This window comes from Vibrio chanodichtyis (genome assembly GCF_028863985.1).
In the GTDB taxonomy this organism is placed as follows: Bacteria; Pseudomonadota; Gammaproteobacteria; order Enterobacterales; family Vibrionaceae; genus Vibrio; species Vibrio chanodichtyis.
In genome coordinates this window covers 44,520-65,732 of the sequence record NZ_JARBFT010000002.1, presented here as the reverse complement: position 1 = coordinate 65,732, position 21,213 = coordinate 44,520, and the positions used below count along the sequence as shown (strand labels likewise).

Below are 21,213 nucleotides of genomic sequence, written 5' to 3'. Positions count from 1 at the left end.
ACCGCGATCCGAGATTGCTTAGCTTAAGCGCAACTTAGAAGCCAACAATATTTTTCGCTTCAAGCTCAGTGAAGTATTTCACGGTTTTCACTTTCAGCTCTTGAGTCGATGGCTCATCACACACAATCACTGATTTAGGATGCAGTTGCAGGGCAGAAACGGTCCATAGGTGGTTAACGCTACCTTCAACCGCCGCTTGCAGTGCGAGCGCTTTGTTGTGGCCAGTAACTAGGATCATGATTTCTTGTGCATCGAGCAGAGTACCAACACCGATGGTCAGGGCGTATTTAGGCACTTGATTGATATCGCCAGCAAAGAAACGTGAATTGGCAATACGCGTATCTTCCGTCAGGGTTTTGATCCGCGTGCGTGAAGAGAGTGATGATGCAGGTTCGTTAAATGCAATATGCCCATCATTGCCAACACCACCCATGAAGAGGTTAATTTTGCCGTATGATTTGATTTTGTCTTCATAGCGTTGGCATTCCGCTTCTTGGTCCGCGGCATTGCCGTTCAATAGATTGATATTTTGTTCTTGAATATCAATATGATTGAAGAAGTTATTGTACATAAACGAGCGGTAAGACTCTGGGTGATCTGCCGCCAGACCTACGTATTCATCCATGTTAAATGTCACTACGTGCTTAAAGCTGACTTTGCCAGCCTTGTGCAATTCGATCAGTGCCTTATAGGTCGCTAGTGGCGTACCGCCAGTTGGCAGTCCTAGTACAAAAGGACGTTCAGCGGTTGGTTGGAACTCGTTGATACGTTTAACGATGTGTGCTGCTGCCCATTGACCAACTTGTGCTGCGGCTTTCAGTGGGATAAGTCTCATGTATTGCCCCTAAATTTCAATTTATGATGTCTTGTGATCCCATCCTATTTGACGCTGTTTTATCGATCAGCAGCGGGGATGGATAAGTTAATTTGCATTATAAAATAAGACCTCAAAAACTGCTATTGTTTTAGGTCAAAAAATCGAGTCTTGAGTCGATCGTATCGTCAATCGTGGTATGTTGAGCCAATATTCAATCGCTTGAGCTGAGGAAATTTGTGGTTTGGTCTGAGTCAATCACATCTCGCCATTAAAAATTCATTTTGAAAATTAAGTTATTTTGTGAGCATTGCTTAGCACTGAGCACTGAGCACTGAGCACTGAGCACTGAGCACTGATCCTGAATCAATTTAGGCGGAGAGGGCAACCGTGCTTAAGGTTGGCGATTGGTGATTAATAGCGTAGAGATTCAATCAAATATTTGAGGGTCGGTGTCGGTTCGCTGCCTAAATCATCAAATCGAAACTGTGGCTTGATTAACCAACCACGCTCGACCAGCTCATCAATCAAATCAAGATATTGATAGCTGCATTTTCCGACCAATAGATTATCGAGGTTGCGTTTTTGGGCTTGGTGCAAGATGCCTATAAAGCCTTCGAGATAGAGATGATCTTTCGTAAAACCACCGCCACGGTAAACACGGGTGGTGGTGATAAAAGCACTGTCGCGATCCACGCCATATTCATCGGTTAAATAGCTGAAAGTTTGGTGAAAATTCTGCTCTTTAAGCATTGAATCGACCGCCAATACCCGAGTGGCTAAGGTTTTTAAGCGCTCGTGTGACATATAGCCTGCTTTGTATTCAGCCCAAATCGCTAAGCCTTCTTGTGATTCGGTTGCGCCGGGCAAGCCGATGGAAAATACTCGCAAAGGCTGCATCCGACCATTAAAGGTGGTAGCTAAGTGCACACCAATTTCATGCTGGATCAAGCGCTGAATTTCTGCATGTGAATACATCGCTTTACTGTTGAGATACAGGGTAGGTGGTTTTTTACCACTGACCATCGCGCGGGCAGCTAATGACGCTGTTGGGGTAATATGGCAATGCATCCCCCACTGCTGGGCCTTTTCCAGCATGATTTGCGCCGCTTGATCCGCGTTATACAGTGGTCCTTGCTCTTCGGCTAAGGTTTTGGCGTACAGCAAAAATTTCGCGTTTTCGAGCGCCGTGTGTTTGGGTCGACCATAAAAACGCAGTGAGTTATACAAAAATGCTTCTTGGCCAATGCTGGTTAATAAATCGATTTTTTCATTCAATTTATCCACCATCGATCCATAAAGTTGTTTTAAATCGGGATCGGAAATGGTGTCAATCGGCAATTGATAGAGCTGCTGTTTGAACTGATTAGCATTGATTGGTAACTGTTTGTAGCGAAACTCAGGTTTGTAGCGACTGGGTGCCGCTTCAAAGCGTTTTTGCTCGCTATTGAGGTTAGTCGGGTTGACGTATTTAAGCGTTTCGACTTTGCGAGTCAGTTTGGATAACGCGTCATCAATCGCCAAAATTGCAGGCTCAATCGATGAACTGAGCATTTTTGATTTACTGATCCGCCGCCGATTATGCTGGCGCTGAAAATAGGCACTGGTTTGACTAAACGCGCTTTTCAAGCCACTGCACAGGGCGTTCAATACCAAGGGGTAAACCGTGCCGCTAGTTTCTTCCATAAACACTTTTTTTACTTCGGTCGGCAGCACTAAAGTGCGATCGAAGTGCGCATTGGTGTGGGCAATCAAATAGCCACGTCCTTCAAACAGCGCATTGATTTCGGTTTGGTTTTTGATGTGCGGTAGTTGAATTTTGCTTAATTCAGTGCAAAAGCGTTTGACCACCGACCCCCAACGTTGCATATCGATTTGCGCGGTGCCGACATTAAATACCGGCGTGGGTTTATCACCCAGTTGCTGATAGTTATAAGCATACATATCGAACACGATCACCATGCCGTGCATGGCTTCGAGTTTGCGGATCAAGGCTTCATAGAGCTGATAAAATGCACTGTGTTTGCGGTGACTTTCACTGCGTTGCTTATCGCTCAGTGGGCGATTCCAGGCTGATTTGTAGCGAGTGCTGAGGGTTTTAGCGCGATTGAGATCGTATTCGAAACGTGAATCGAGGCCACATAATGTGATCGGCTGTGAGGCGATAAATTGATCGGTGTAAGGCGCTTCTTCTAAATGGCGCTCCGCTTGGCTTAACTGGCACTGTTTGAGCAAATCTTCGCGTAAACGGCTACCGGCATGGATGGCGGTGCAGACCACCGGCAGATAGTTATCCACCTTGATATAACAGCCCGCTGATTCCAGTGATCCAGCAAAAGGCTGTTCACGCTGGATCAGCGAGAGCATCTCATCAAGCGAATAAACATTGCACACTGGGTTCGACATTTTACCTCCAATAAGGACGCAAATTGTCGTCCATCCATGTCACAATGGCGACCGATGGAATGATCGCCGTCAGAATTAATCTTCTTCTGTTAAGCTCGGTTCATCGTCAGTGTAATCTTCAGTCCCATCTGGCTTATTGCGGCCATTTAAGGTGTGAAAGCGTTTACGACCACGCGCTAAACGAGTGTATTTTAACCAAGCTTTTTCTAATTTATGCTCGGCTAAATCTGGGTTTTCTAGCACCTTAATGAAATGCTGTTCTTGGTCATTTTCTGGGGTCAGTTCACCACTCTCTAAACCGAGCATGGTATTTCCGTATAGGCTTAAAATCTCTTCTTCTGCCAGAGTAAAATCTCCAGACTTAGCAAAGCCTCTTGGGAACTTTTTAGTATCGAAAAAACGTTTTTTTCCTTGACGAAATGCTGTCTCAGCCATGTCAACCTCATGTGTCTATGTTCAACCAGCGTGTAAGCGTGGGTCACGGCGAAAGTTAGGCGTAATCTTAATAAAAGAAAAACAAAAATTTTTTATCGTCATAATACCGCTTCCTTGTTAATCTGCGCGGGTAATATCAGAGGAAACTATATGGACGTAAAAGTCTTTCGCACCTTTCTTGAACTGGCTAAAGTGCGCCACTTTGGGCGCGCGGCTGAAAACCTGTATTTGACGCAAGCCGCGGTCAGCGCGCGGATCAAACAACTAGAAAATCATTTTGATGCACAGTTGTTTACCCGAGATCGCAACAACATCAAATTAACTTCGGCGGGTGAACGTTTGGTTGGCTATGCCGAGGTAATGGTAGCGACCCTGCAACAGGCTAAATTTGAATTATCGCTGGAAAGCGGTAAAGCATTACAGCTGACGTTAGGGGGTACGCCCAATATTTGGGATGCGTATTTACAGCACTGTTTGAGTCGGATCACCGATACGTTTGAAGGCTATGGCTTTTTAGCAGAAGTGATGGGGCGTGAACAACTCAACCGTGGCTTGTTAGAGCGAACCTTGGATATGGCGTTTGCTTTTGACCCGATCAAAGCGGAAGAGCTGCATTGTAAAAAAGTCGCTGATCTGGTGTTGCTGTTAGTCTCGACTCAGCCGGCGAATGCACAAAATGTGTTTGAACATCGCTATGTGTATGTTGATTGGGGCGCTCGATTTGCATCCGAGCATGCGGATCGTCATCCGAAAGCGCCTGCACCGTTTTTACGCACTTCGACCGCGAGAATTGCGCTCGATTTTATTATTGAGAAAGGCGGCAGTGCTTATTTGCCTGAAACTATGGTGCGACCTTTGCTAGAAAGCGGACAGTTATATCCAGTGTCTGAGGTCAATCAATGGCATCGACCTCTCTATCTTAGCTATCGTAAAAATAGCTCATCCATCGAAGCGATTGTACAGGTAGAAAAGCTGATCAAAACACTCGATCCACTGGAGACGCTGCGTAGTGCCAGCAGCACAGTGGCTGAAATTATCTGATTGAGACCGTTGGATCTGCGCGTGGTTTAATCGATGACTCGATCAGCGCTGCGAGTTAGCGGGAGGAGCGAGGCAATGAAATATTTTACCCATTATTCATCTCCGATCGGGCGCATGACTTTGCAAGCCGATCAACACGCGTTGCTTGGGGTATGGTTTGCTACTCAAACCACGCAACCGAGCGATTTAGGTCATGAGAGCCAAACGTGGCCGATTCTCAAGCAAACCATTCAACAACTGAATGAGTATTTTGCAGGTCAGCGCCGCCAATTTGATCTGCCATTGGCGGCTACTGGTACACCATTCCAGCAGTCGGTATGGCGTGGATTGTGTGCGATTCCCTACGGAGCAACTTGCAGTTATCAGCAACTGGCTGAGGCGATCGGTAATCCGCAAGCGGTGCGAGCCGTTGGGGTAGCCAATAGTAAAAACCCACTGTCGATCATTGTGCCTTGCCATCGTGTGGTAGGAAAAAATGGTCAATTGACCGGCTATGCGGGCGGTTTAGAGCGCAAAGCATTTCTGCTGGATCTTGAGCAGCGAACAAGCACATAAGCACCGAGTTGGTTTTGAATTGATTATCAATGACGACGATCTAGTTGTTGGGTGAATTGTTCTTTAATGCTTGTTATTGTTAATTTAACAAAATAATGTTTTATTTTTAATCAAAAACTCAGCTTTATCATCTAATTGACTTTGATCATTCCCTCTGGCACGCAATTGGTGCACCATAGCGGCCAATTTTTTTCAATCTTATAGAGGTAATGATGAGTCAATCGACAACTCTAGAGCGAAAAGTGACCTGGGGATGCTACGTTGCGTTAGCATTCGCAGTGGTCTTTTTCTCTGGCTTACTGCAATCTAACCAATGGTATGGTGTATTTGATTTCACCACGTTAAACGGTGCTTTTGGTAAAGTGGCGTACAATGTCAGCGAAACCGCTGATGGGCTACAAGTTGCAACGACTTCGTTGCGTGGCCAAGGGGGCAGTGGTGCTCGTGATGGTTTCCTGTTTGCTCTGACTCTGATCCCAACCGTGATGTTCGCACTGGGTATGATCAATGTGCTGGAACATTACGGCGCACTGGATGCGGCTCGTAAGCTGTTAACACCATTATTGCGCCCAGTGATGGGTATTCCGGGTAATACTGGTTTAGCGCTGATTGCTTCTTTGCAAAGTACCGATGCGGGTTCAGCCATGACTCGTCAGCTTAAAGATGAAGGTCATCTGACTAAGCGTGAAGCGGACGTGTTTACCATGTTCCAATTCTCTGCAGGTGCGACCATTGTTAACTTCTTCTCTTCTGGTGCGGTGCTGTTCACTCTGACGCTGGCTGACGGCTCTGCCGCGGTAACTTCTTCAATCGGTCTTGCGGTTGCGGTGATGTTTATCTTCAAAATTGTCGGTGCCAACTTGTTCCGTATCTATTTGAACCTCACCGAAGGTAAAGGATCTGCTCAGCAAGAGCCAAAATTAGAGGAAGCAAACTGATGAGCGAAGTGAAAGCGAAAAAGCCAATGGTGACGGATATTTTCGTCGAAGGGGCGAAAAAAGGCTGGGTGATTGCAACGACTTCAACAGTACCGAATGTACTGATGGCGTTTGTGATCATCAAAGCGCTGCAAATTACCGGTGCTCTTGATCTGATGGGTACGGTATTTTCACCACTGATGGCTATTTTTGGCTTACCAGGTGAAGCGGCAGCAGTACTGATTGGTGCATGGATGTCGATGGGCGGTGCGGTTGGTGTGGTGATCACCTTGTTTGACCAAGGTATTTTAAATGGTACCCACATTGCGATTTTGGCTCCTGCGATTTATTTGATGGGATCGCAAGTGCAGTATATCGGTCGTATTCTTGGCCCAATTGGTACTGAAGGTCGCTATATCCCAGTGATGATTGCGATTTCAGTACTCAACGCATTTGGCGCGATGTTAGTGATGAACCTATTCCTGTAAGGGTTTATTTGTCCACTGACTGGGCGTGGTGAAACACCATGCTAAGTGGGTGAGGCAGCGCATCGACTCTCCCCATTGATTGACTGAGTGTTAAGTGACTCAAGCCAATCAGTGGGGATTTTTTTATCGCACTTATTGCCTATCTATTTGAAGCTGCCGCAATGTGGACTAGCTCGGTTGATACCAATTACCCACTTGTCTTAGGCTTCACTGAAGCTGCACAACATGACATAAGCTTGCGCTGCAAGCTCCAGTTCTAATTGGCCATTATTTGGCTGCCAAGTTTGACCCGTTAACGTCTCTTGCATAGCTTGTGGCCAAGCGATGGTTACCGACTGCTTACGCTGTGATTTATTGATCGCGACTAAGCCTTGGGTACCGCGGCGGAAGATCAGCAGATCATCGGTGCCGATCAGCACTTGCATCGGTTCGCCATGACATTGATTATGGAAGGCGATCATCTGCGCCATGCGTGGATCTTGCCAGCTATTGACCCAGCGTGGCTGGCCTTGACGATTTTCGATCCCGCTTGGATTGAGGTCGGTATACACCAGAGGGGTTCCTCCATCACGACCTAACACATAAGCGTACGCTAACCATTCATCGGCTTCATCCAACACTAGATTGGCAAATACCGCGTTGTTAGGGATGTCGTGGGTGATCGCAAAGGTAATCGCGCGCCGATTGGAAAGCGCTTGGCCAAAGCAGTAGGGATCAATCAAACTTTTTAAGCTGCCTTGGGCTGAAAAAGCGTTAAATAAAATACTGAACAGCGGAAAGTCGTAGGCACCAAAGCGTGTTTCTTGCAGATAGGGCTGCAGAAAAATTTCATACTCCTGCTCGGTGGCGCCTCCTGCGGTGATAATTTCACCAAAAATATGCATACCATCGGTGATAGCATCGCTCCACACTTGCTTAATATGTTCTAAGGTCATGTGTTTTGCTGCATCGATGCGAAAACCTTTCACGCCCATTTGCTTGAGGGCGAGCAAATAGTTTTTCTGCTGCTCGATCACATGCGGATGCACGCGTAAGGTCGGTAAGCCAGGATCCGTTGGTCCTCCGCTGATGCGGCCATTTTGTACCTGCCACTTATCCTGCCAATTTTTAATCCCAAATGCGGCGACAAAATCTTGCTGGTTAAATAGCGGTTCAGCTAGATTGCCAAATAAGCGTAGTTCGGCGTAGTGTTCTGGATCTTGTTGGTATTCGGCAAGTACGGCTTGACTAGGATAGCTCAGATCACTGCGTTGTTTGGTTTCATTGGCCATGTGGTTAAACACCACATCGGCATAAACTTGCACGCCATGCTGGCTAAGGGCCGTGAGCATGGCTTTGAAATCGAGGGTATTGCCTAGTGGGTTATCGATCACTCGGTAATCTTGTGGTTGATAGCGTTGCCACCATGGCGCGCAGTGAGCACTGCGCATCGGTGGTGAAACCAGTACTGAACCATAGCCCAGTTGCTGAATTAATTTGGCTTGTTTGGCGATCTCTGCATATGGCCAATCAAAGGCATGCAAAATAACGTTGGCATTGGATTTGGACAATGGTGTGACTCCCTGCAACTACGCCGCCACACATTTTTGTCGTGTGGTGCATGGGTTTGAAGCAATTCAATGGCTGGGATTATAGACGTGGCTTGCTGGGCGTCATCCTCCTTGATCGAAGGCTGATCTGGAGGATTGGTGAGGCGTAGTAATGATCTATTTACCGACTAACTGCGTAAGCAGGTCTGAAAATAGATCATCTCTTTGCTGGCTAAGCGATAGACCATCGCAGGTTTGCCGCCTTTGCCTTTGTTGGAGGCGACAATCCGGTTAGTGCTGACTATCACACCGGTGTCGATTAAGCGGCGTTTGATGGTCATGCGGTTCACTTCGACGCCGAATTTAGCGTAGGCATCAATAATGTCGGCGACCAAAAATTCTTTTTCAAGCAAGAATAGGGCGACAGAGGTGTATTCGACCGCAGCGCGCAGTTTTTTCCAAGCGTGCTGAATTTGTGCCACGTGATCAAAGGCCAGAGTCTGCTTACCTTGTAATATATTCTCCAGCGCAAACCAATTGACACGGCTTTTGGCCATGCCCGCTTCTTCAATTTGTTTAATGTTGGTGTGATTGAGTAGGGCGTAGTGGGAAATACTGATACTCCAACCATCAGGATCGCGTTTAGGGTTGCCATCGACCAGTGGATCGCTGATGAAATTCGGGTAGGTATGGATTTTTTGGCGGCAGATGCGCCGCCGCGCAGAGTCAAAATCTTTATCGGCCGGCTCTCCGCCTTGGGCGCTGAGATCTTCATCAAACACCCAGCCGCCAGGCAATGCCCATAAGCCACAGTCAGAGCGGTGTGGATTGTTGCGCTTGACTAATAAGGTCTCAATACCCGCTGGGGCTAGGCGCAAGCAGACCATATCAATGGTGACAATCATACAAGGCTCCTAAAGTGAGATAGGAGTATTCTAGGTAACTGAAAGGTAAGGGTCAAATATAAATAACAAAATGTGACAAACTTAGGTTTCAGACATAATGGTGCCACTATCGATAATCAAAAGAGCTGTGTCTATCCCCTTCCGAGTTGAAGCTGCAGCGGTGTTGGCGACGTTCGTTTACCCCAATCACATAGTTTGTCTATGCCCATGCGGACTCACTTCCTTGCCGCCTACCTGCAACTCCAAGTTATTTGGATATAGTCATAGCTGGTGATAAGAGTGATGATGGCCATTTTTATGCTTGGTTTGTCACAAAAGTTGACAAACGCTGGTGGCTCGATTATCGTGCCAGCAAAAGTTAGCAACAATATGTTACTAACATCGAAAGTGAACTGAAGGAGGGCAATCATGAGTCCACGCCTGTTTTCTCCCCACATCATTCGTAGTCTGCTTGACCTTGATGCTTATAAAATCAATATGATGCAGGCGATACACCATTTTTATCCCGATGTATCGGTACGTTACGAGTTGATTGTGCGCAGTGATGAGGATGTCAGTTCACTACTCGCCGAAATTCGCCAAGCGATCGCCGAGCTGGGTTCACTGCGTTTTTCAGACGCGGATATTCACTATTTAATCCAGCATGCGCCCCATCTTAAGCCGACTTTTTTGCAATCTCTGCGCTATTTTCATTTTACGCCGCAAGAGCAGGTGGAAATCGGTGTGCTGCAGCAGGCAGGTAAACAGCAACTGCGGATTGGTATTCGCGGTAGTTGGCGTGACACCATCTTATATGAAACCTTAGTGATGGCGATTGTGGCCGAAGTGCGCAGTCGTCAGCGTTGGGCGGATGTTCCCGCTGATTTGCCGCTCAAGGTGTTACAGCGCAAATTAACTAAACTCAAAGCCGACATTGCTCGCCGTGGCATCACCAATTTCTCACTCACGGAAATGGGCACGCGGCGTCGTTTCTCCAGCCAAGTACAACGTGATGTGGTGGCGTGTTTGCAGCAAGAAATTCCACAATGGATGTTGGGCACCAGCAATTATCATTTCGCGCGTGAGTTTGGTTTAAAACCGATTGGCACGATTGCCCATGAGTGGTTTATGGGCCATCAAGCACTGGTGAATGAGCGTGATTCACAACAAGTGGCATTACAGCGTTGGCTCAGCGCTTTTGATGGCATGTTGGCGATTGCTCCAACCGATACTTTAACCATTGATGCTTTCTTGAGTGATTTTAATCGTCACTTGGCCAATGCTTATGATGGGGTGCGCCACGATTCCGGTTGTCCATTCCGCTGGGGGGATCGCATGATTGCTCATTATCAGCAGCTCGGTATTGATCCAATGAGCAAGCTGTTTATTTTTTCTGATGGCTTGGATTTCGATCAGGCGTTGGATTTGTGTGAGTATTTTGCTGGACGAGTGAAAATTTCGTTTGGGATTGGCACCTTTTTGACCAATGATTTAGCCCAGTGGCGCAACGCGACAGGGGTTGAATATCGTCCGTTATCGATGGTGATTAAGCTGGCTGAGTGTCAAGGTCGTCCGGTGGCAAAAATCAGTGACCAACCTGAGAAAGCGATGTGTGAAGACCCGATCTTTCTCGCCAACCTTAAGCGCCGTTTTAATATTGAACTGAATCTAGATGCGCTGATCCAAGAGCTTGCACAGCAAACCCGTTCGCCACGCAATTATATTTCAGCGGCATAATTGATCGCCGCGCTTCTCTTTTGATCTCTCGGTTCACCATGGTTGTCGGTCGGATGAGGCGGTGACGCGCTAGAGTCGCATTACTGCTCATCACCGACTTACCGTGTCGGTGTTGGATGGAGAGTAAATTGCAAAACTTGCTCTAGTGGCATCGGCTTAGCATAGAAATAACCTTGGATCCAATATACGCCGCGTTGCGCTAAATAATCGACCTGATACTGATGTTCCACCCCCTCGGCGATCACTTCAATATTACCGCCCTGGGCTGAGCCAATAATCGAATCTAATACGCTGATTTTTACATCACTGGTGTTGATGGTATCGACGAACATTTTGTCGATTTTAATGCTGGTAATTTGTAAGTTTTGTAGATAAGCAAATCCACCATAGCCAGTTCCAAAATCATCCAGTTTAAACTGGTAGCCTTGTCGCAATAGACTAGCCACTTCATCTTGCGCTTGGGTCATGACTTTGATCGGTGTTCTTTCGGTTAATTCAAACGTAATACGTTCACTGTATGGCCAGTGTAACTGTTCCAATAATTGGGAAAGATGGTGTTGCTCTAGATGATCAGCGACCACGTTTATACTTATCCAACAGTGAGCCGGAATATGCTCTAAATCTAAGCAGACTCTTTGGATCAGTTGATTGGTCATTTCGACCACTAAACCGGAATTTTCGGCAGCAGAGATAAATAGGCTTGGCGGTAACAATTGCTGGCCTTTCTGCCAGCGTAGTAGGACTTCATAACCGACCACTTCACGGGTTCTAGAATCGACGATCGGTTGATAGTAAGGAATAAACTCTTCATCTCGGATCCCTTTCTCAATCAAGCCTTCAATTGAGTTACGATAGTTACGCAAAATCAGATAGCTGCTGGAAAACAGTAAGCCAAGCAGCAGAGAGATAGGGATCCCCCATGCGAAAATTTGTTGGCGGGCGAAAGTGTGTAGAGCCGCTCCTGCGATCAAGGTCTGTTCGCTCTCAAAGGGCGCCTGGCCGGATTGTCGATAAACCGACAGCTTCTCGGTTTGCGCCAAAATGGCCAAATTGCCGCGTTGGATGGTGAGCGCACTCAGGGCCGGGTCTAAAAAGCGAAATTTCAGATAAAAACACTCGGTACAAGGCTCACGTAGCAGTTCTTGTGCCCAGCTACCATCCACTACCCAAAATACCCGGCCACGCGGCTCAACATATTGAATTAACAGCTCCCGTGACGCACTTTCGGTTTGCGGTGTGGCAGAAAGGTGATAGCCCATGCTCATTATGGTTGAGTTAGGCAACTCAGCGGGTAGTGGGATCGGGTAACCTATGGTTGAGCAACCGACTCCTTGCGCAGTTTCAATCCCGATCAGACGGATAAAGCGATTGTAAAACAGTGGATTATTAATTAGTTGCATATCATTCGTGTCACAACTAAAAGTCATCGACTGCACTTGAGTGGTGATCATGTTATCCAAAGCTAGATTACGTTGCTCAACATATTGATTAATTTCTGTAAATTTTTGATTGAGCAAAAACTGTATCGCATAAGTAACCCACAACTGTTGGGTCAGCAACAGAATAATCAGTGGAGAGATAAAAATGGCTAACGCGATTCTGGTCGGTATTTTCGCAAGCACTGGCTATTCCTTAGCGATTATTGGCTTGGAGATATACCCTTCCTACTTGAAGCTGCAGCGGTGTTGGCTACGTTCGTTCACCCCAATCACATAGTTTGCCTATGCTCATGGGGACTCACTCACTTGCCGTCTACCTGCAACTCCCAGTTATTTGGGTATAGTTGACATTTCTATCATAGTAGATGAACAGAACTGAATTGTAATGGGAATACCGAAAAATGGTTTATTTCCATGATGTTGATAACATAATCTCTAAGTATGAAAAGGAAGAGTACCTATGGACTCAGTGACTATCGCGATTCAGCAATGGGCAGATCAAAAGCCAGAGTGGAATACCTTACCGATGGCCATTATTGACCGTACCTTGCGCATCACTAAACGCATTGAATTGGCAATGGCGAAGTTTTACCAGCAAATTGGCTTAACCCCAGGTGAATTTGAAGTGTTGCTTGCGCTGCGTCGTGCTGGAGCGCCTTACTGTTTAACCCCCGCTATGTTGCAAAGTCTGACCTTGCTGAGTTCGGGGGCGATGACTCATCGTCTGGATCAGCTTGAACACAAAGGCTGGCTGATTCGGACCATGAGCCAAGCGGATCGGCGCAGTATTGACGTTACGCTCAGTGAGCAAGGTGTGTACCGCATCGACGCCTTGTTAGTCGAATATTTGGCGTGGCAAACGCGCATTTTGAACGGTTTTTCTGAGCTTGAGCAAGATGCGCTGTCCAATCAATTGCAGCAATGGCTAAGCCATTATGAACAGCGCTGGGATGGGCATTTTCAATAAGAGGCTAGCCGTTACCTCCTGAGCGATTTATGCCTGAGTTAAGCACTGAGTTTGGAGTTTTTTGGCTCCGCGTAGCATCGCCTCAATCAATTCGGTCGCATTAAATTTCTCTAATGCTTCATGAGCCCCGACTTGGTGGGCGCGATCAAGACAGATTTCGCTGGATAAGGAGGTGTGCAAAATACAGTAGGCCTGGTTTAACGCGGGATCATTTTGCACTTCAAACGCCAGTTCATAGCCATCTAAGCCGGGCATTTCAATGTCACTGACCAGAATATTGATTGCGCGATGTTCTCTCGCCATGTTACGCATCAGTTCGATCGCATCATTGCCATTTTTACATATCTGATAGGCAATATTAATACGGTCTAACGCATCAGAGAGCTGTTTACGGGCAATCGAAGAATCATCGACGAGCAGAATATTGAGTGGCTTAAGCCGTTCACGTTCAATATCGGTCAACATGGGTATTTTCGATGACTCATACTGAGGATAGATTTTTGACAGCAGTAATTCTACATCAAGGAGCTGGACTATCTTATCTTGAAAGTGAGTGATACCGGTGACAAACACATTATGCCCAGCAGAAGGCGGCGAGGACTCAATTTGTCGCCAATCGCATTCGATGATTTTTTCAATACTACGCACCATAAACGCGACCACGGTGCGCAAACAATCGGTCACGATCAGATAGCATTGTTGATATTCACTGGGCTGGATAGCACGAAAGCCAATTGCAGCCGCCATATCAATCACCGGGATGGTTAAATTGCGAATGGTCACAGTACCAATCACATGATGATGGGAGTAGGGTATTTGCGTCATCGGTTGGTAAGTGACAATTTCCCGCACTTTTAGAGTACCAATCGCGAAAAGTTGTTGTTGAGCACTGAGGGTGAACATCAACATGCCCTGTGCTTGATTCGCTTTACTGACCACTTTTGCCATAACGCTATCTTTATCTCGTGAAGGTGATTGATACTAGACGAAATTACCTTATCGGTAATGCAATATCCCCTTCCGACTTGAAGCTGCAGTGGTGTTGGCTACGTTTGCTCACCCCAATCACATCGTTTGCCTATGCTCGTGGGGACTCACTCACTTGCCGCCTACCTGCAGCTCCAAGTTGTTTGGGTATAGCTTGAATTTAGCTGATATTTAAGCCATTTATTTTGATCTAAGCCATACGTTTACATTTATGGCTGTTCAGGTACACTACGCGGCTAATTAAAATCGGGGGATCCTATGGCTCGTACTGCGGCAGCGTTGCATATTTTAGTCAAACATCAACAACAAGCGGATGATATTCTCGCGCAACTCAAGCAAGGGGCTAAGTTTCATCTGTTAGCCAAAAAATATTCGTTGTGCCCTTCAGGTAAAAAAGGCGGCGATCTGGGTGAGTTTCGCCAAGGTCAAATGGTGCCTGCTTTTGATAAAGCGTGTTTTCAGGGGGAGATATTAACCCCGCAGCTGGTTAAAACCAAATTTGGTTGGCATATCATCAAAGTGCTTTATCGTACGTAATTTTTGCCAATTAATTAAGCAACTTGGTTGATATTTGATTAATGCTTGCCGTGGTTGTGATTAATATATTCTTAATATTGAGAAATAACGCTCAACATGATGCATTATGCTCATTATGGTCTTAAATTTCCCTGCTTAAACGTTTGTCTTATTTTTGAAGATTGACTTCGCCTTACTTAACGTTAGTTTAATTACGTTGGTCTTGCTGCGTTAGGAAGGATGAAATGAAAGGTCAGGAAAAGCTAAACGTTAGAATGTTGTCTGATGTTGGTATGCAATCGAGATTGTTGAAAGAAGCACTGGAATCAAAGCTTCCCGTGGCGCTGGAGATCACGCCATTTTCACAAATCTGGCTTGAGGAAAATAAGCCCGCCAGTCGAAATATTCAGATATTGATGATTGATTACTCGAGAATTGCAGACAATGCCTTAAATGATTATAGCGCTTTCAGGCAGCTATGCTGCCCTGATGCTAAAGAAGTCATTATAAATTGTCCGCTCGATATTGAGCATAAAGCATTGTTCAAGTGGAATAATCTGGTCGGTGTTTTTTATGTAGAGGATGATATCGATAAGCTGATCAAAGGTATGGGCAACGTTTTGCAAGACGAAATGTGGTTAACGCGTAAACTGGCTCAAGAATATATCCTGCATTATCGTACCGGCCATTCTGTGGTGACTTCGCAAATGTACGCAAAATTAACCAAAAGAGAGCAACAAATTATTAAGTTGCTGGGCAGTGGGGCATCTAATATTGAAATTGCCGATCAGCTTTTTGTCAGTGAAAATACCGTTAAAACCCATTTGCATAATGTATTTAAAAAAATTAATGCCAAAAACCGCCTGCAGGCTCTGATTTGGGCCAAAAATAATATCGGTCTTGAAGATGTTGATGCTTAATTAGGCATAATAAAAAGCCCTCTTAAATAAGAGGGCGTAGTCAGTAAAGATAGGCTTAACGCTTGGATTCGGTGCCTTTTTCTTGGTATAGACGGCGGCAAGCTCGACCATCGCTGTGAAACAGATGGCAGCGATAGGCAGGGATGCCAATTGTCAACGAGTCACCGGTTTCAACATCGAGGGTATCGGGTTGGCGATAAATGACATCAGAGTCAGAACCTTTTAGATTCATATAGACTTGTGTTTCGTTGCCCAATTTCTCAACGATCATCACTTTACCTTCGATTTGAGCGTCACCTTTTTCCGCTTCGACTAAATGCTCTGGACGGATACCGAGCGACATACGTTGACCGCGTGTGACGGTGGTACCATCGACAGGGATCCAGAATGTTGCTCCTTTAGAAAGTTGTACTTGTACGCGATCTTTTTCTACCGCCTCAATAAACACACTCATAAAGTTCATTTTTGGTGAACCTATAAAGCCGGCCACAAAGCGATTTTCTGGGTAGTGGTACAGTTCAAGTGGTTTACCCACTTGTGAGACAAAACCAGCATCCAACACAACGATTTTATCGGCCATGGTCATCGCTTCGACTTGGTCGTGAGTAACGTAAATCATGGTGCAGCCTAGTTTGCGTTGTAGCTTGGTAATTTCTGAGCGCATCTGCACGCGTAGCGCCGCGTCAAGGTTAGACAGCGGTTCATCGAGTAAAAAGACGTTAGGCTGCGAAACCAGAGTACGACCAATCGCTACTCGCTGGCGCTGACCACCAGACAGGGCTTTTGGTTGACGGTCGAGCAGATGACTGAGCTGCAGAATTTCAGCAGCGTGATCGACGCGTTGTTTGATCTCATTTTTGTCCGATTTAGACAGTTTCAAGCCAAACGACATGTTGTCATAGAGGTTGAGATGCGGATAAAGTGCGTAGGATTGAAACACCATACCCACTCCGCGTTTGGACGGTTCAATATCATTCATCCGTTGCTCACCGATATACAGATCGCCCGAGGTAATGTCTTCGAGCCCGGCAATACAACGCAGTAGGGTTGATTTACCACAACCTGAAGGGCCGACGAATACCACAAATTCGCCTTCTTGAATCTCTAGGTCGACATCCTTAGAAATCAGCACATCGCCATAAGCTTTACATACATTTTTTAACGTGACACTCGCCATCTAGCTCGTCCTCGATCAAGATTTTTAATCATTACTGCGGCTCATTATATGAATTATTGTGCACGCAATAACAGCAGGAATTGGATAAGGCGAACCACAGTGGCTCGATTGACAGCGCCGCCTTATTAGGTAAGAAAAGAAAGGGTGAAGACTCCGGCTATGAAGCCATTCACCCGTCTGCCACGAAAAGTCGGTTGTTTCCCCCGTATAAAAAATCATATCTCTCCCGTAATGCTCACTACCAATATGATTTTATATCGACAACCGACTTGGCGGTGGAACCAGTCACAAGTTGTGAACTGGAAAAGGCTCTTACCATCCTCTTTAGGATGCAGTGAGTTTGTGTGAAATGGTCAATGCTTGCATCCTCCTCATCATTTTTTTTGTAGGGGGAGTAGTCAAGGATGAGGTGGAGGAGGGGGCGTCAGGCGTAGTTAGATCCAGTTCAAATAATTGATGGCGGATAAGTTGCGTAGGATCACACCAATCCTGCTTTTTGTGATTTAGCTCGCTGACATGCATCGATAGAGATCACGAAAATACGCCATAATACCGAGGGCGTAGGGATTGGGATGATGAGTTGCATGCGCTTTTTTCTGATCATGAATGGCGAAATACGGCAAAACCTCTTGGTGAGCCCTACAACACAAAAAAAAGGATATAAATATGAAAAATGCCCTAAGCACAGTCGCGCTGAGCACTTTGGTTGCTCTTGGTTCGTTTGGTGCCCATGCTGCTATAGAACAAGGACAACTCACTATTTGGATTAATGGTGATAAAGGTTATAACGGTCTGGCGGAAGTCGGTAAAAAATTTGAAGCGGACACTGGGGTGAAAGTGACCGTGGCTCACCCTGATGGCCTGCAAGATCGATTCCCACAAACGGCGGCCACGGGTGATGGTCCTGACATTGTGTTCTGGGCTCATGACCGCTTTGGTGGTTATGCTGATGCGGGTCTGTTGGTTGAGATCAAACCTTCCAAGAAAATCCAAGAGGGTACCGTGGACTTTGCTTGGGATGCGGTGAAATACAAAGGTAAGCTGATCGGTTATCCGATTGCTGTTGAATCGCTATCTTTGATTTACAACAAAGATTTAGTGCCTAACCCACCGAAGAACTGGGAAGAAGTGGCTGAACTGGATGCCAAACTGAAAAAAGAAGGCAAGTCCGCGATTATGTGGAACCTCAAAGAACCGTATTTCACTTGGCCGCTAATGGCTGCTGATGGTGGTTATGCGTTCAAATATGGCATGGATGGTTACGATGTCAAAGATGCTGGCGTTAACAACAAAGGTGTCAAAGAGGCGATGAACTTCGTCAAAGGCCTAGTTGATAAAGGGATCATTTCACCAGATATGGATTATTCGGTATCTGAAGCAGCCTTTAACCAAGGTACCACAGCGATGACCATCAACGGCCCATGGTCATGGGGCAACATTGATAAGTCAGGCATCAATTATGGTGTGACAACGTTGCCTAAATTTAACTCTCAAGCGTCAAAACCTTTTGTCGGCGTACTGACTGCGGGTATCAGTACCGCTTCTCCAAACAAAGATCTAGCGGTTGAGTTTATCGAAAACTATCTGTTGACCAATGATGGTCTACGTATGGTGAACAATGATAAACCACTGGGTGCTGTAGCACTGAATTCATTCCAGCGTGAATTGGATGCGGATACACGTATTGCCGCGACCATGGATAACGCTATGAATGGTGAAATCATGCCTAATATTCCAGAAATGAACGCATTCTGGAGTGCAGTGAAAAATGCCATCATCAACATTGTTGATGGTCGCCAAACCGTTGATGCCGCACTGGCTGATGCTGAAAAACAGATGACTCGATAACCCATCGTCATATCTTGGAGGGGGCATTTTCCCCCTCCCATTTCTTGGTAACAACACGCTAGCAGGTTATTTATGCAGTCAGCTCAAGGTACACAGGCTATGTCCGAACCAACTGCGGTACGTCCAATCGACAAACGTGCATTTTTAAAATGGGCAGTACTTGGCGCAGTAGGTATCGTGAATGGCTACGCAACCATTATTATGTATTCTCGCGGTGAGGTAGCGTTTGCATTGCTGACGCTGATCCTGACCACATTGGCTTTGTATGTATTTGCCAGTCCTAAAACATACGCACATCGTTATATCTATCCCGGTATTGCGGGAATGATCCTGTTTATTCTGTTCCCCCTCGCGTATACCGTGAACCTGGCTTTTACCAACTACAGTGCGAAAAATCAGCTCTCGTTGGAGCGGGCGCAGTCGGTGCTGATGGATCAGACCTTTCAAAGTGGCGAGAGTTATACATTCCAACTTTATAACACTGAGCAAGGTTATCGTTTACTGATTGAAGATGGAGATCAGCTTTTAGCTACTGAAGCTTTCTCGCTGAGTGAGAATATTCCATCGGATCTCAATATCGAAGTGGTAGAGGGTGTTGCGGGTGAACTTGAACCGATCAAAACCATCATCAGTTATCGTTCGGTATTAAGTGGCATTGATCTGCATTTCCCTGATGGTGAAGATATCCGTATGAGCGGGTTACGCAAATTCGCCGCAGTCAAACCTTTGTATACCCTACAAGCGGATGGTGAAACGCTGATCAATAATCAGTCGGGTCAAAAGCTTAGTCCTAATATGGAAATCGGTTTTTACCAACCAGTCAATGATAGCGGTGAATTTATCGGTGATCGCGTCTCGCCTGGATTTGTGGTATCGATTGGGACTCACAACTTTGAACGAGTCTGGAAAGATGAGGGCATTAAAGAGCCGTTTATCAATATCTTTATTTGGACGGTGATCTTCTCAGTTTTAACGGTGATTTTTACCCTGATCATTGGGCTGGTACTGGCAAGTGTTGTGCAGTGGGAAGCACTCAAAGGCCGCGCGGTTTATCGTGTGCTACTGATTCTGCCCTATGCGGTTCCGGCATTTATCTCGATTTTGATTTTCCGCGGTTTGTTTAACCAAAGCTTCGGTGAAATCAATATGGTACTGAATGGCTTATTTGGGATCAGTCCGGCTTGGTTCTCTGAGCCACTGCTGGCCAAAACCATGGTATTGATTGTCAATACTTGGCTTGGTTTCCCTTATATGATGATTTTGTGTATGGGGCTACTTAAAGCGATCCCGGATGATCTGTATGAAGCATCGGCGATTGATGGTGCGAATTTTATTAATAATTTCACCAAAATTACGTTGCCAATGATGATTAAGCCACTGACACCGTTACTGATCGCAAGTTTTGCTTTTAACTTTAACAACTTTGTTATGATTCAGTTGTTAACTCAAGGTGGACCTAACCGTATCGGCACTTCAGAGCCTGCGGGTTACACCGATCTGCTGGTCAGCTATACCTACCGGATTGCGTTTGAAGGCGCGGGCGGCCAAGACTTCGGTCTGGCGAGTGCGATTGCCACGTTGATCTTCTTACTGGTAGGCGCCTTAGCGCTGCTTAACCTGCGCTTTACTAAGCTGAGCCAATAATAAGGAGCATTCATATGGCTATGGTACAAGGTAAATCTCTTAAGTATCGCGTGTGGGCAACCCACGCGGCACTGTGGGTGTTCTTAGCAATGATTATTTTCCCGTTGTTAATGATTATCGCGATTTCGTTTCGTGAAGGTAACTTCGCGACTGGCAGCTTAATTCCGGATCGCCCATCGCTGGAGCATTGGAAATTAGCACTTGGTATTGCGGTGCAAAATGCTGATGGTACGGTGACACCACCTCCGTTTCCGGTGATGACTTGGCTGTGGAACTCAGTCAAAGTGGCGGGGATCACGTCGGTATTGATCGTTGCACTGTCAACCACCTCTGCGTATGCCTTTGCTCGGATGCGTTTTAAAGGTAAAGAGACGATTTTAAAAGCGATGATGATTTTCCAGATGTTCCCTGCGGTGCTGGCTTTGGTGGCGTTGTATGCGCTGTTTGATAAGCTTGGTCAGTACATTCCATTCTTGGGCTTAAATACTCATGGTGGCTTGATTTTCTCTTATCTTGGTGGGATTGCGCTGCACGTTTGGACGATTAAAGGTTACTTTGAAACGATCGATCGTTCATTAGAAGAAGCGGCAGCGTTGGATGGCGCTACCCCTTGGCAAGCGTTTAGACTGGTGTTGTTGCCGTTATCCGTGCCGATTTTGGCGGTGGTGTTTATTTTGTCATTTATCGGTGTGGTGGGCGAAGTTCCGGTGGCATCGCTGCTGCTTTCTGATGTAAACTCGTACACTCTTGCGGTTGGTATGCAGCAGTATCTTTATCCTCAGAACTATCTGTGGGGTGATTTTGCCGCCGCAGCGGTGCTCTCAGCATTCCCAATCACGATTGTATTTTTACTTGCGCAGCGCTGGTTAGTCGGAGGACTTACGGCTGGTGGTGTGAAAGGATAATAAC

General features: G+C 46.2%; 19 protein-coding genes. 11 read left to right on the top strand and 8 right to left on the bottom strand.

Annotated elements, in window-relative coordinates:
- Positions 1 to 34 precede the first annotated feature (34 nt).
- The 3 genes from nagB to PUN32_RS02395 all read right to left on the bottom strand — a co-directional run bounded on the left by nagB (position 35) and on the right by PUN32_RS02395 (position 3,655).
- Entirely contained in the window at positions 35 to 835 is an 801-nt protein-coding gene (gene nagB, locus PUN32_RS02405) for a glucosamine-6-phosphate deaminase (protein WP_166015155.1), read from the bottom strand.
- 393 nt (positions 836 to 1,228) lie between these two features.
- Positions 1,229 to 3,220: a flavohemoglobin expression-modulating QEGLA motif protein gene (locus PUN32_RS02400; protein ID WP_274721608.1), complete on the bottom strand. Its 1,992-nt coding sequence runs from the start codon at positions 3,218 to 3,220 to the stop codon at positions 1,229 to 1,231.
- A gap of 75 nt (positions 3,221 to 3,295) precedes the next feature.
- On the bottom strand, positions 3,296 to 3,655 hold the full coding sequence (locus tag PUN32_RS02395) for a DUF413 domain-containing protein (protein ID WP_166015153.1): 360 nt from the start codon (positions 3,653 to 3,655) through the stop codon (positions 3,296 to 3,298).
- 150 nt (positions 3,656 to 3,805) lie between these two features.
- Here PUN32_RS02395 and PUN32_RS02390 point away from each other — a divergent pair, with 150 nt between their 5' ends.
- The 4 genes from PUN32_RS02390 (at position 3,806) to PUN32_RS02375 (ending at position 6,656) form a co-directional block, all read left to right on the top strand.
- Entirely contained in the window at positions 3,806 to 4,696 is an 891-nt protein-coding gene (locus tag PUN32_RS02390; RefSeq protein ID WP_274721607.1) for a LysR family transcriptional regulator, read from the top strand.
- A 75-nt stretch (positions 4,697 to 4,771) separates the two neighbouring features.
- On the top strand, positions 4,772 to 5,251 hold the full coding sequence (locus PUN32_RS02385; protein ID WP_274721606.1) for a methylated-DNA--[protein]-cysteine S-methyltransferase: 480 nt from the start codon (positions 4,772 to 4,774) through the stop codon (positions 5,249 to 5,251).
- Positions 5,252 to 5,463: 212 nt separating this feature from the next.
- A complete protein-coding gene (locus PUN32_RS02380) occupies positions 5,464 to 6,189 on the top strand; it encodes a nucleoside recognition domain-containing protein (RefSeq protein WP_166015150.1) in 726 nt (241 codons plus the stop codon).
- Positions 6,189 to 6,656 (top strand): YjiG family protein, encoded by a 468-nt coding sequence (locus PUN32_RS02375; RefSeq protein WP_166015149.1) that lies wholly within the window; start codon positions 6,189 to 6,191, stop codon positions 6,654 to 6,656. Before PUN32_RS02380 ends, PUN32_RS02375 begins: the two co-directional genes overlap by 1 nt.
- A gap of 200 nt (positions 6,657 to 6,856) precedes the next feature.
- Here the strand turns inward: PUN32_RS02375 and PUN32_RS02370 are convergent, their stop codons facing one another.
- On the bottom strand, positions 6,857 to 8,224 hold the full coding sequence (locus PUN32_RS02370; protein WP_406707939.1) for an alpha-amylase family glycosyl hydrolase: 1,368 nt from the start codon (positions 8,222 to 8,224) through the stop codon (positions 6,857 to 6,859).
- Between the two features lie 149 nt (positions 8,225 to 8,373).
- Positions 8,374 to 9,090, bottom strand: coding sequence for an NUDIX hydrolase (locus tag PUN32_RS02365; protein WP_274721604.1), 717 nt, complete (start codon positions 9,088 to 9,090; stop codon positions 8,374 to 8,376).
- Between the two features lie 408 nt (positions 9,091 to 9,498).
- Between PUN32_RS02365 and pncB the strand changes: the two genes are divergently transcribed.
- A complete protein-coding gene (pncB, locus tag PUN32_RS02360; protein WP_274721603.1) occupies positions 9,499 to 10,806 on the top strand; it encodes a nicotinate phosphoribosyltransferase in 1,308 nt (435 codons plus the stop codon).
- Positions 10,807 to 10,904: 98 nt separating this feature from the next.
- Here pncB and PUN32_RS02355 read toward each other — a convergent pair whose 3' ends face one another.
- Positions 10,905 to 12,428 (bottom strand): EAL domain-containing protein, encoded by a 1,524-nt coding sequence (locus tag PUN32_RS02355; protein ID WP_274721602.1) that lies wholly within the window; start codon positions 12,426 to 12,428, stop codon positions 10,905 to 10,907.
- 277 nt (positions 12,429 to 12,705) lie between these two features.
- Here PUN32_RS02355 and PUN32_RS02350 point away from each other — a divergent pair, with 277 nt between their 5' ends.
- Positions 12,706 to 13,212 carry a MarR family winged helix-turn-helix transcriptional regulator gene (locus PUN32_RS02350; RefSeq protein ID WP_274721601.1) on the top strand — a complete coding sequence of 169 codons (507 nt, stop codon included), beginning with the start codon at positions 12,706 to 12,708 and terminating at the stop codon, positions 13,210 to 13,212.
- A gap of 27 nt (positions 13,213 to 13,239) precedes the next feature.
- Here PUN32_RS02350 and PUN32_RS02345 read toward each other — a convergent pair whose 3' ends face one another.
- Positions 13,240 to 14,160 carry a chemotaxis protein gene (locus PUN32_RS02345; RefSeq protein WP_274721600.1) on the bottom strand — a complete coding sequence of 307 codons (921 nt, stop codon included), beginning with the start codon at positions 14,158 to 14,160 and terminating at the stop codon, positions 13,240 to 13,242.
- Positions 14,161 to 14,457: 297 nt separating this feature from the next.
- On the opposite strand from PUN32_RS02345, the gene ppiC reads away from it, so the two are divergent.
- Positions 14,458 to 14,736: a peptidylprolyl isomerase PpiC gene (gene ppiC / locus PUN32_RS02340; protein WP_274721599.1), complete on the top strand. Its 279-nt coding sequence runs from the start codon at positions 14,458 to 14,460 to the stop codon at positions 14,734 to 14,736.
- A gap of 224 nt (positions 14,737 to 14,960) precedes the next feature.
- The gene (vpsT, locus tag PUN32_RS02335; RefSeq protein ID WP_274721598.1) at positions 14,961 to 15,635 is read left to right on the top strand and encodes a LuxR family transcriptional regulator VpsT; all 675 of its coding nucleotides are present in this window, start codon (positions 14,961 to 14,963) and stop codon (positions 15,633 to 15,635) included.
- 55 nt (positions 15,636 to 15,690) lie between these two features.
- On the opposite strand, the gene malK is transcribed toward vpsT, so the two are convergent.
- Positions 15,691 to 16,812, bottom strand: coding sequence for a maltose/maltodextrin ABC transporter ATP-binding protein MalK (malK, locus tag PUN32_RS02330; RefSeq protein WP_166015140.1), 1,122 nt, complete (start codon positions 16,810 to 16,812; stop codon positions 15,691 to 15,693).
- A gap of 666 nt (positions 16,813 to 17,478) precedes the next feature.
- On the opposite strand from malK, the gene malE reads away from it, so the two are divergent.
- The 3 genes from malE (at position 17,479) to malG (ending at position 21,209) form a co-directional block, all read left to right on the top strand.
- Entirely contained in the window at positions 17,479 to 18,660 is a 1,182-nt protein-coding gene (gene malE, locus PUN32_RS02325; RefSeq protein ID WP_274721597.1) for a maltose/maltodextrin ABC transporter substrate-binding protein MalE, read from the top strand.
- Positions 18,661 to 18,732: 72 nt separating this feature from the next.
- On the top strand, positions 18,733 to 20,304 hold the full coding sequence (gene malF / locus PUN32_RS02320) for a maltose ABC transporter permease MalF (RefSeq protein ID WP_274721596.1): 1,572 nt from the start codon (positions 18,733 to 18,735) through the stop codon (positions 20,302 to 20,304).
- A 14-nt stretch (positions 20,305 to 20,318) separates the two neighbouring features.
- Positions 20,319 to 21,209 (top strand): maltose ABC transporter permease MalG, encoded by an 891-nt coding sequence (gene malG, locus PUN32_RS02315; protein ID WP_274721595.1) that lies wholly within the window; start codon positions 20,319 to 20,321, stop codon positions 21,207 to 21,209.
- Positions 21,210 to 21,213: the final 4 nt, after the last annotated feature.

Coding starts and splice junctions, on each gene's coding strand:
- PUN32_RS02380 (WP_166015150.1), top strand. CDS start 5,464: ATGAGTCAATCGACAACTCTAGAGCGAAAAGTGACCTGGGGATGCTAC.
- PUN32_RS02390 (WP_274721607.1), top strand. CDS start 3,806: ATGGACGTAAAAGTCTTTCGCACCTTTCTTGAACTGGCTAAAGTGCGC.
- malG (WP_274721595.1), top strand. CDS start 20,319: ATGGCTATGGTACAAGGTAAATCTCTTAAGTATCGCGTGTGGGCAACC.
- malF (WP_274721596.1), top strand. CDS start 18,733: ATGCAGTCAGCTCAAGGTACACAGGCTATGTCCGAACCAACTGCGGTA.
- PUN32_RS02400 (WP_274721608.1), bottom strand. CDS start 3,220: ATGTCGAACCCAGTGTGCAATGTTTATTCGCTTGATGAGATGCTCTCG.
- PUN32_RS02350 (WP_274721601.1), top strand. CDS start 12,706: ATGGACTCAGTGACTATCGCGATTCAGCAATGGGCAGATCAAAAGCCA.
- pncB (WP_274721603.1), top strand. CDS start 9,499: ATGAGTCCACGCCTGTTTTCTCCCCACATCATTCGTAGTCTGCTTGAC.
- PUN32_RS02375 (WP_166015149.1), top strand. CDS start 6,189: ATGAGCGAAGTGAAAGCGAAAAAGCCAATGGTGACGGATATTTTCGTC.
- PUN32_RS02385 (WP_274721606.1), top strand. CDS start 4,772: ATGAAATATTTTACCCATTATTCATCTCCGATCGGGCGCATGACTTTG.
- nagB (WP_166015155.1), bottom strand. CDS start 835: ATGAGACTTATCCCACTGAAAGCCGCAGCACAAGTTGGTCAATGGGCA.
- ppiC (WP_274721599.1), top strand. CDS start 14,458: ATGGCTCGTACTGCGGCAGCGTTGCATATTTTAGTCAAACATCAACAA.
- PUN32_RS02365 (WP_274721604.1), bottom strand. CDS start 9,090: ATGATTGTCACCATTGATATGGTCTGCTTGCGCCTAGCCCCAGCGGGT.
- PUN32_RS02395 (WP_166015153.1), bottom strand. CDS start 3,655: ATGGCTGAGACAGCATTTCGTCAAGGAAAAAAACGTTTTTTCGATACT.
- PUN32_RS02345 (WP_274721600.1), bottom strand. CDS start 14,160: ATGGCAAAAGTGGTCAGTAAAGCGAATCAAGCACAGGGCATGTTGATG.
- malE (WP_274721597.1), top strand. CDS start 17,479: ATGAAAAATGCCCTAAGCACAGTCGCGCTGAGCACTTTGGTTGCTCTT.
- vpsT (WP_274721598.1), top strand. CDS start 14,961: ATGAAAGGTCAGGAAAAGCTAAACGTTAGAATGTTGTCTGATGTTGGT.
- malK (WP_166015140.1), bottom strand. CDS start 16,812: ATGGCGAGTGTCACGTTAAAAAATGTATGTAAAGCTTATGGCGATGTG.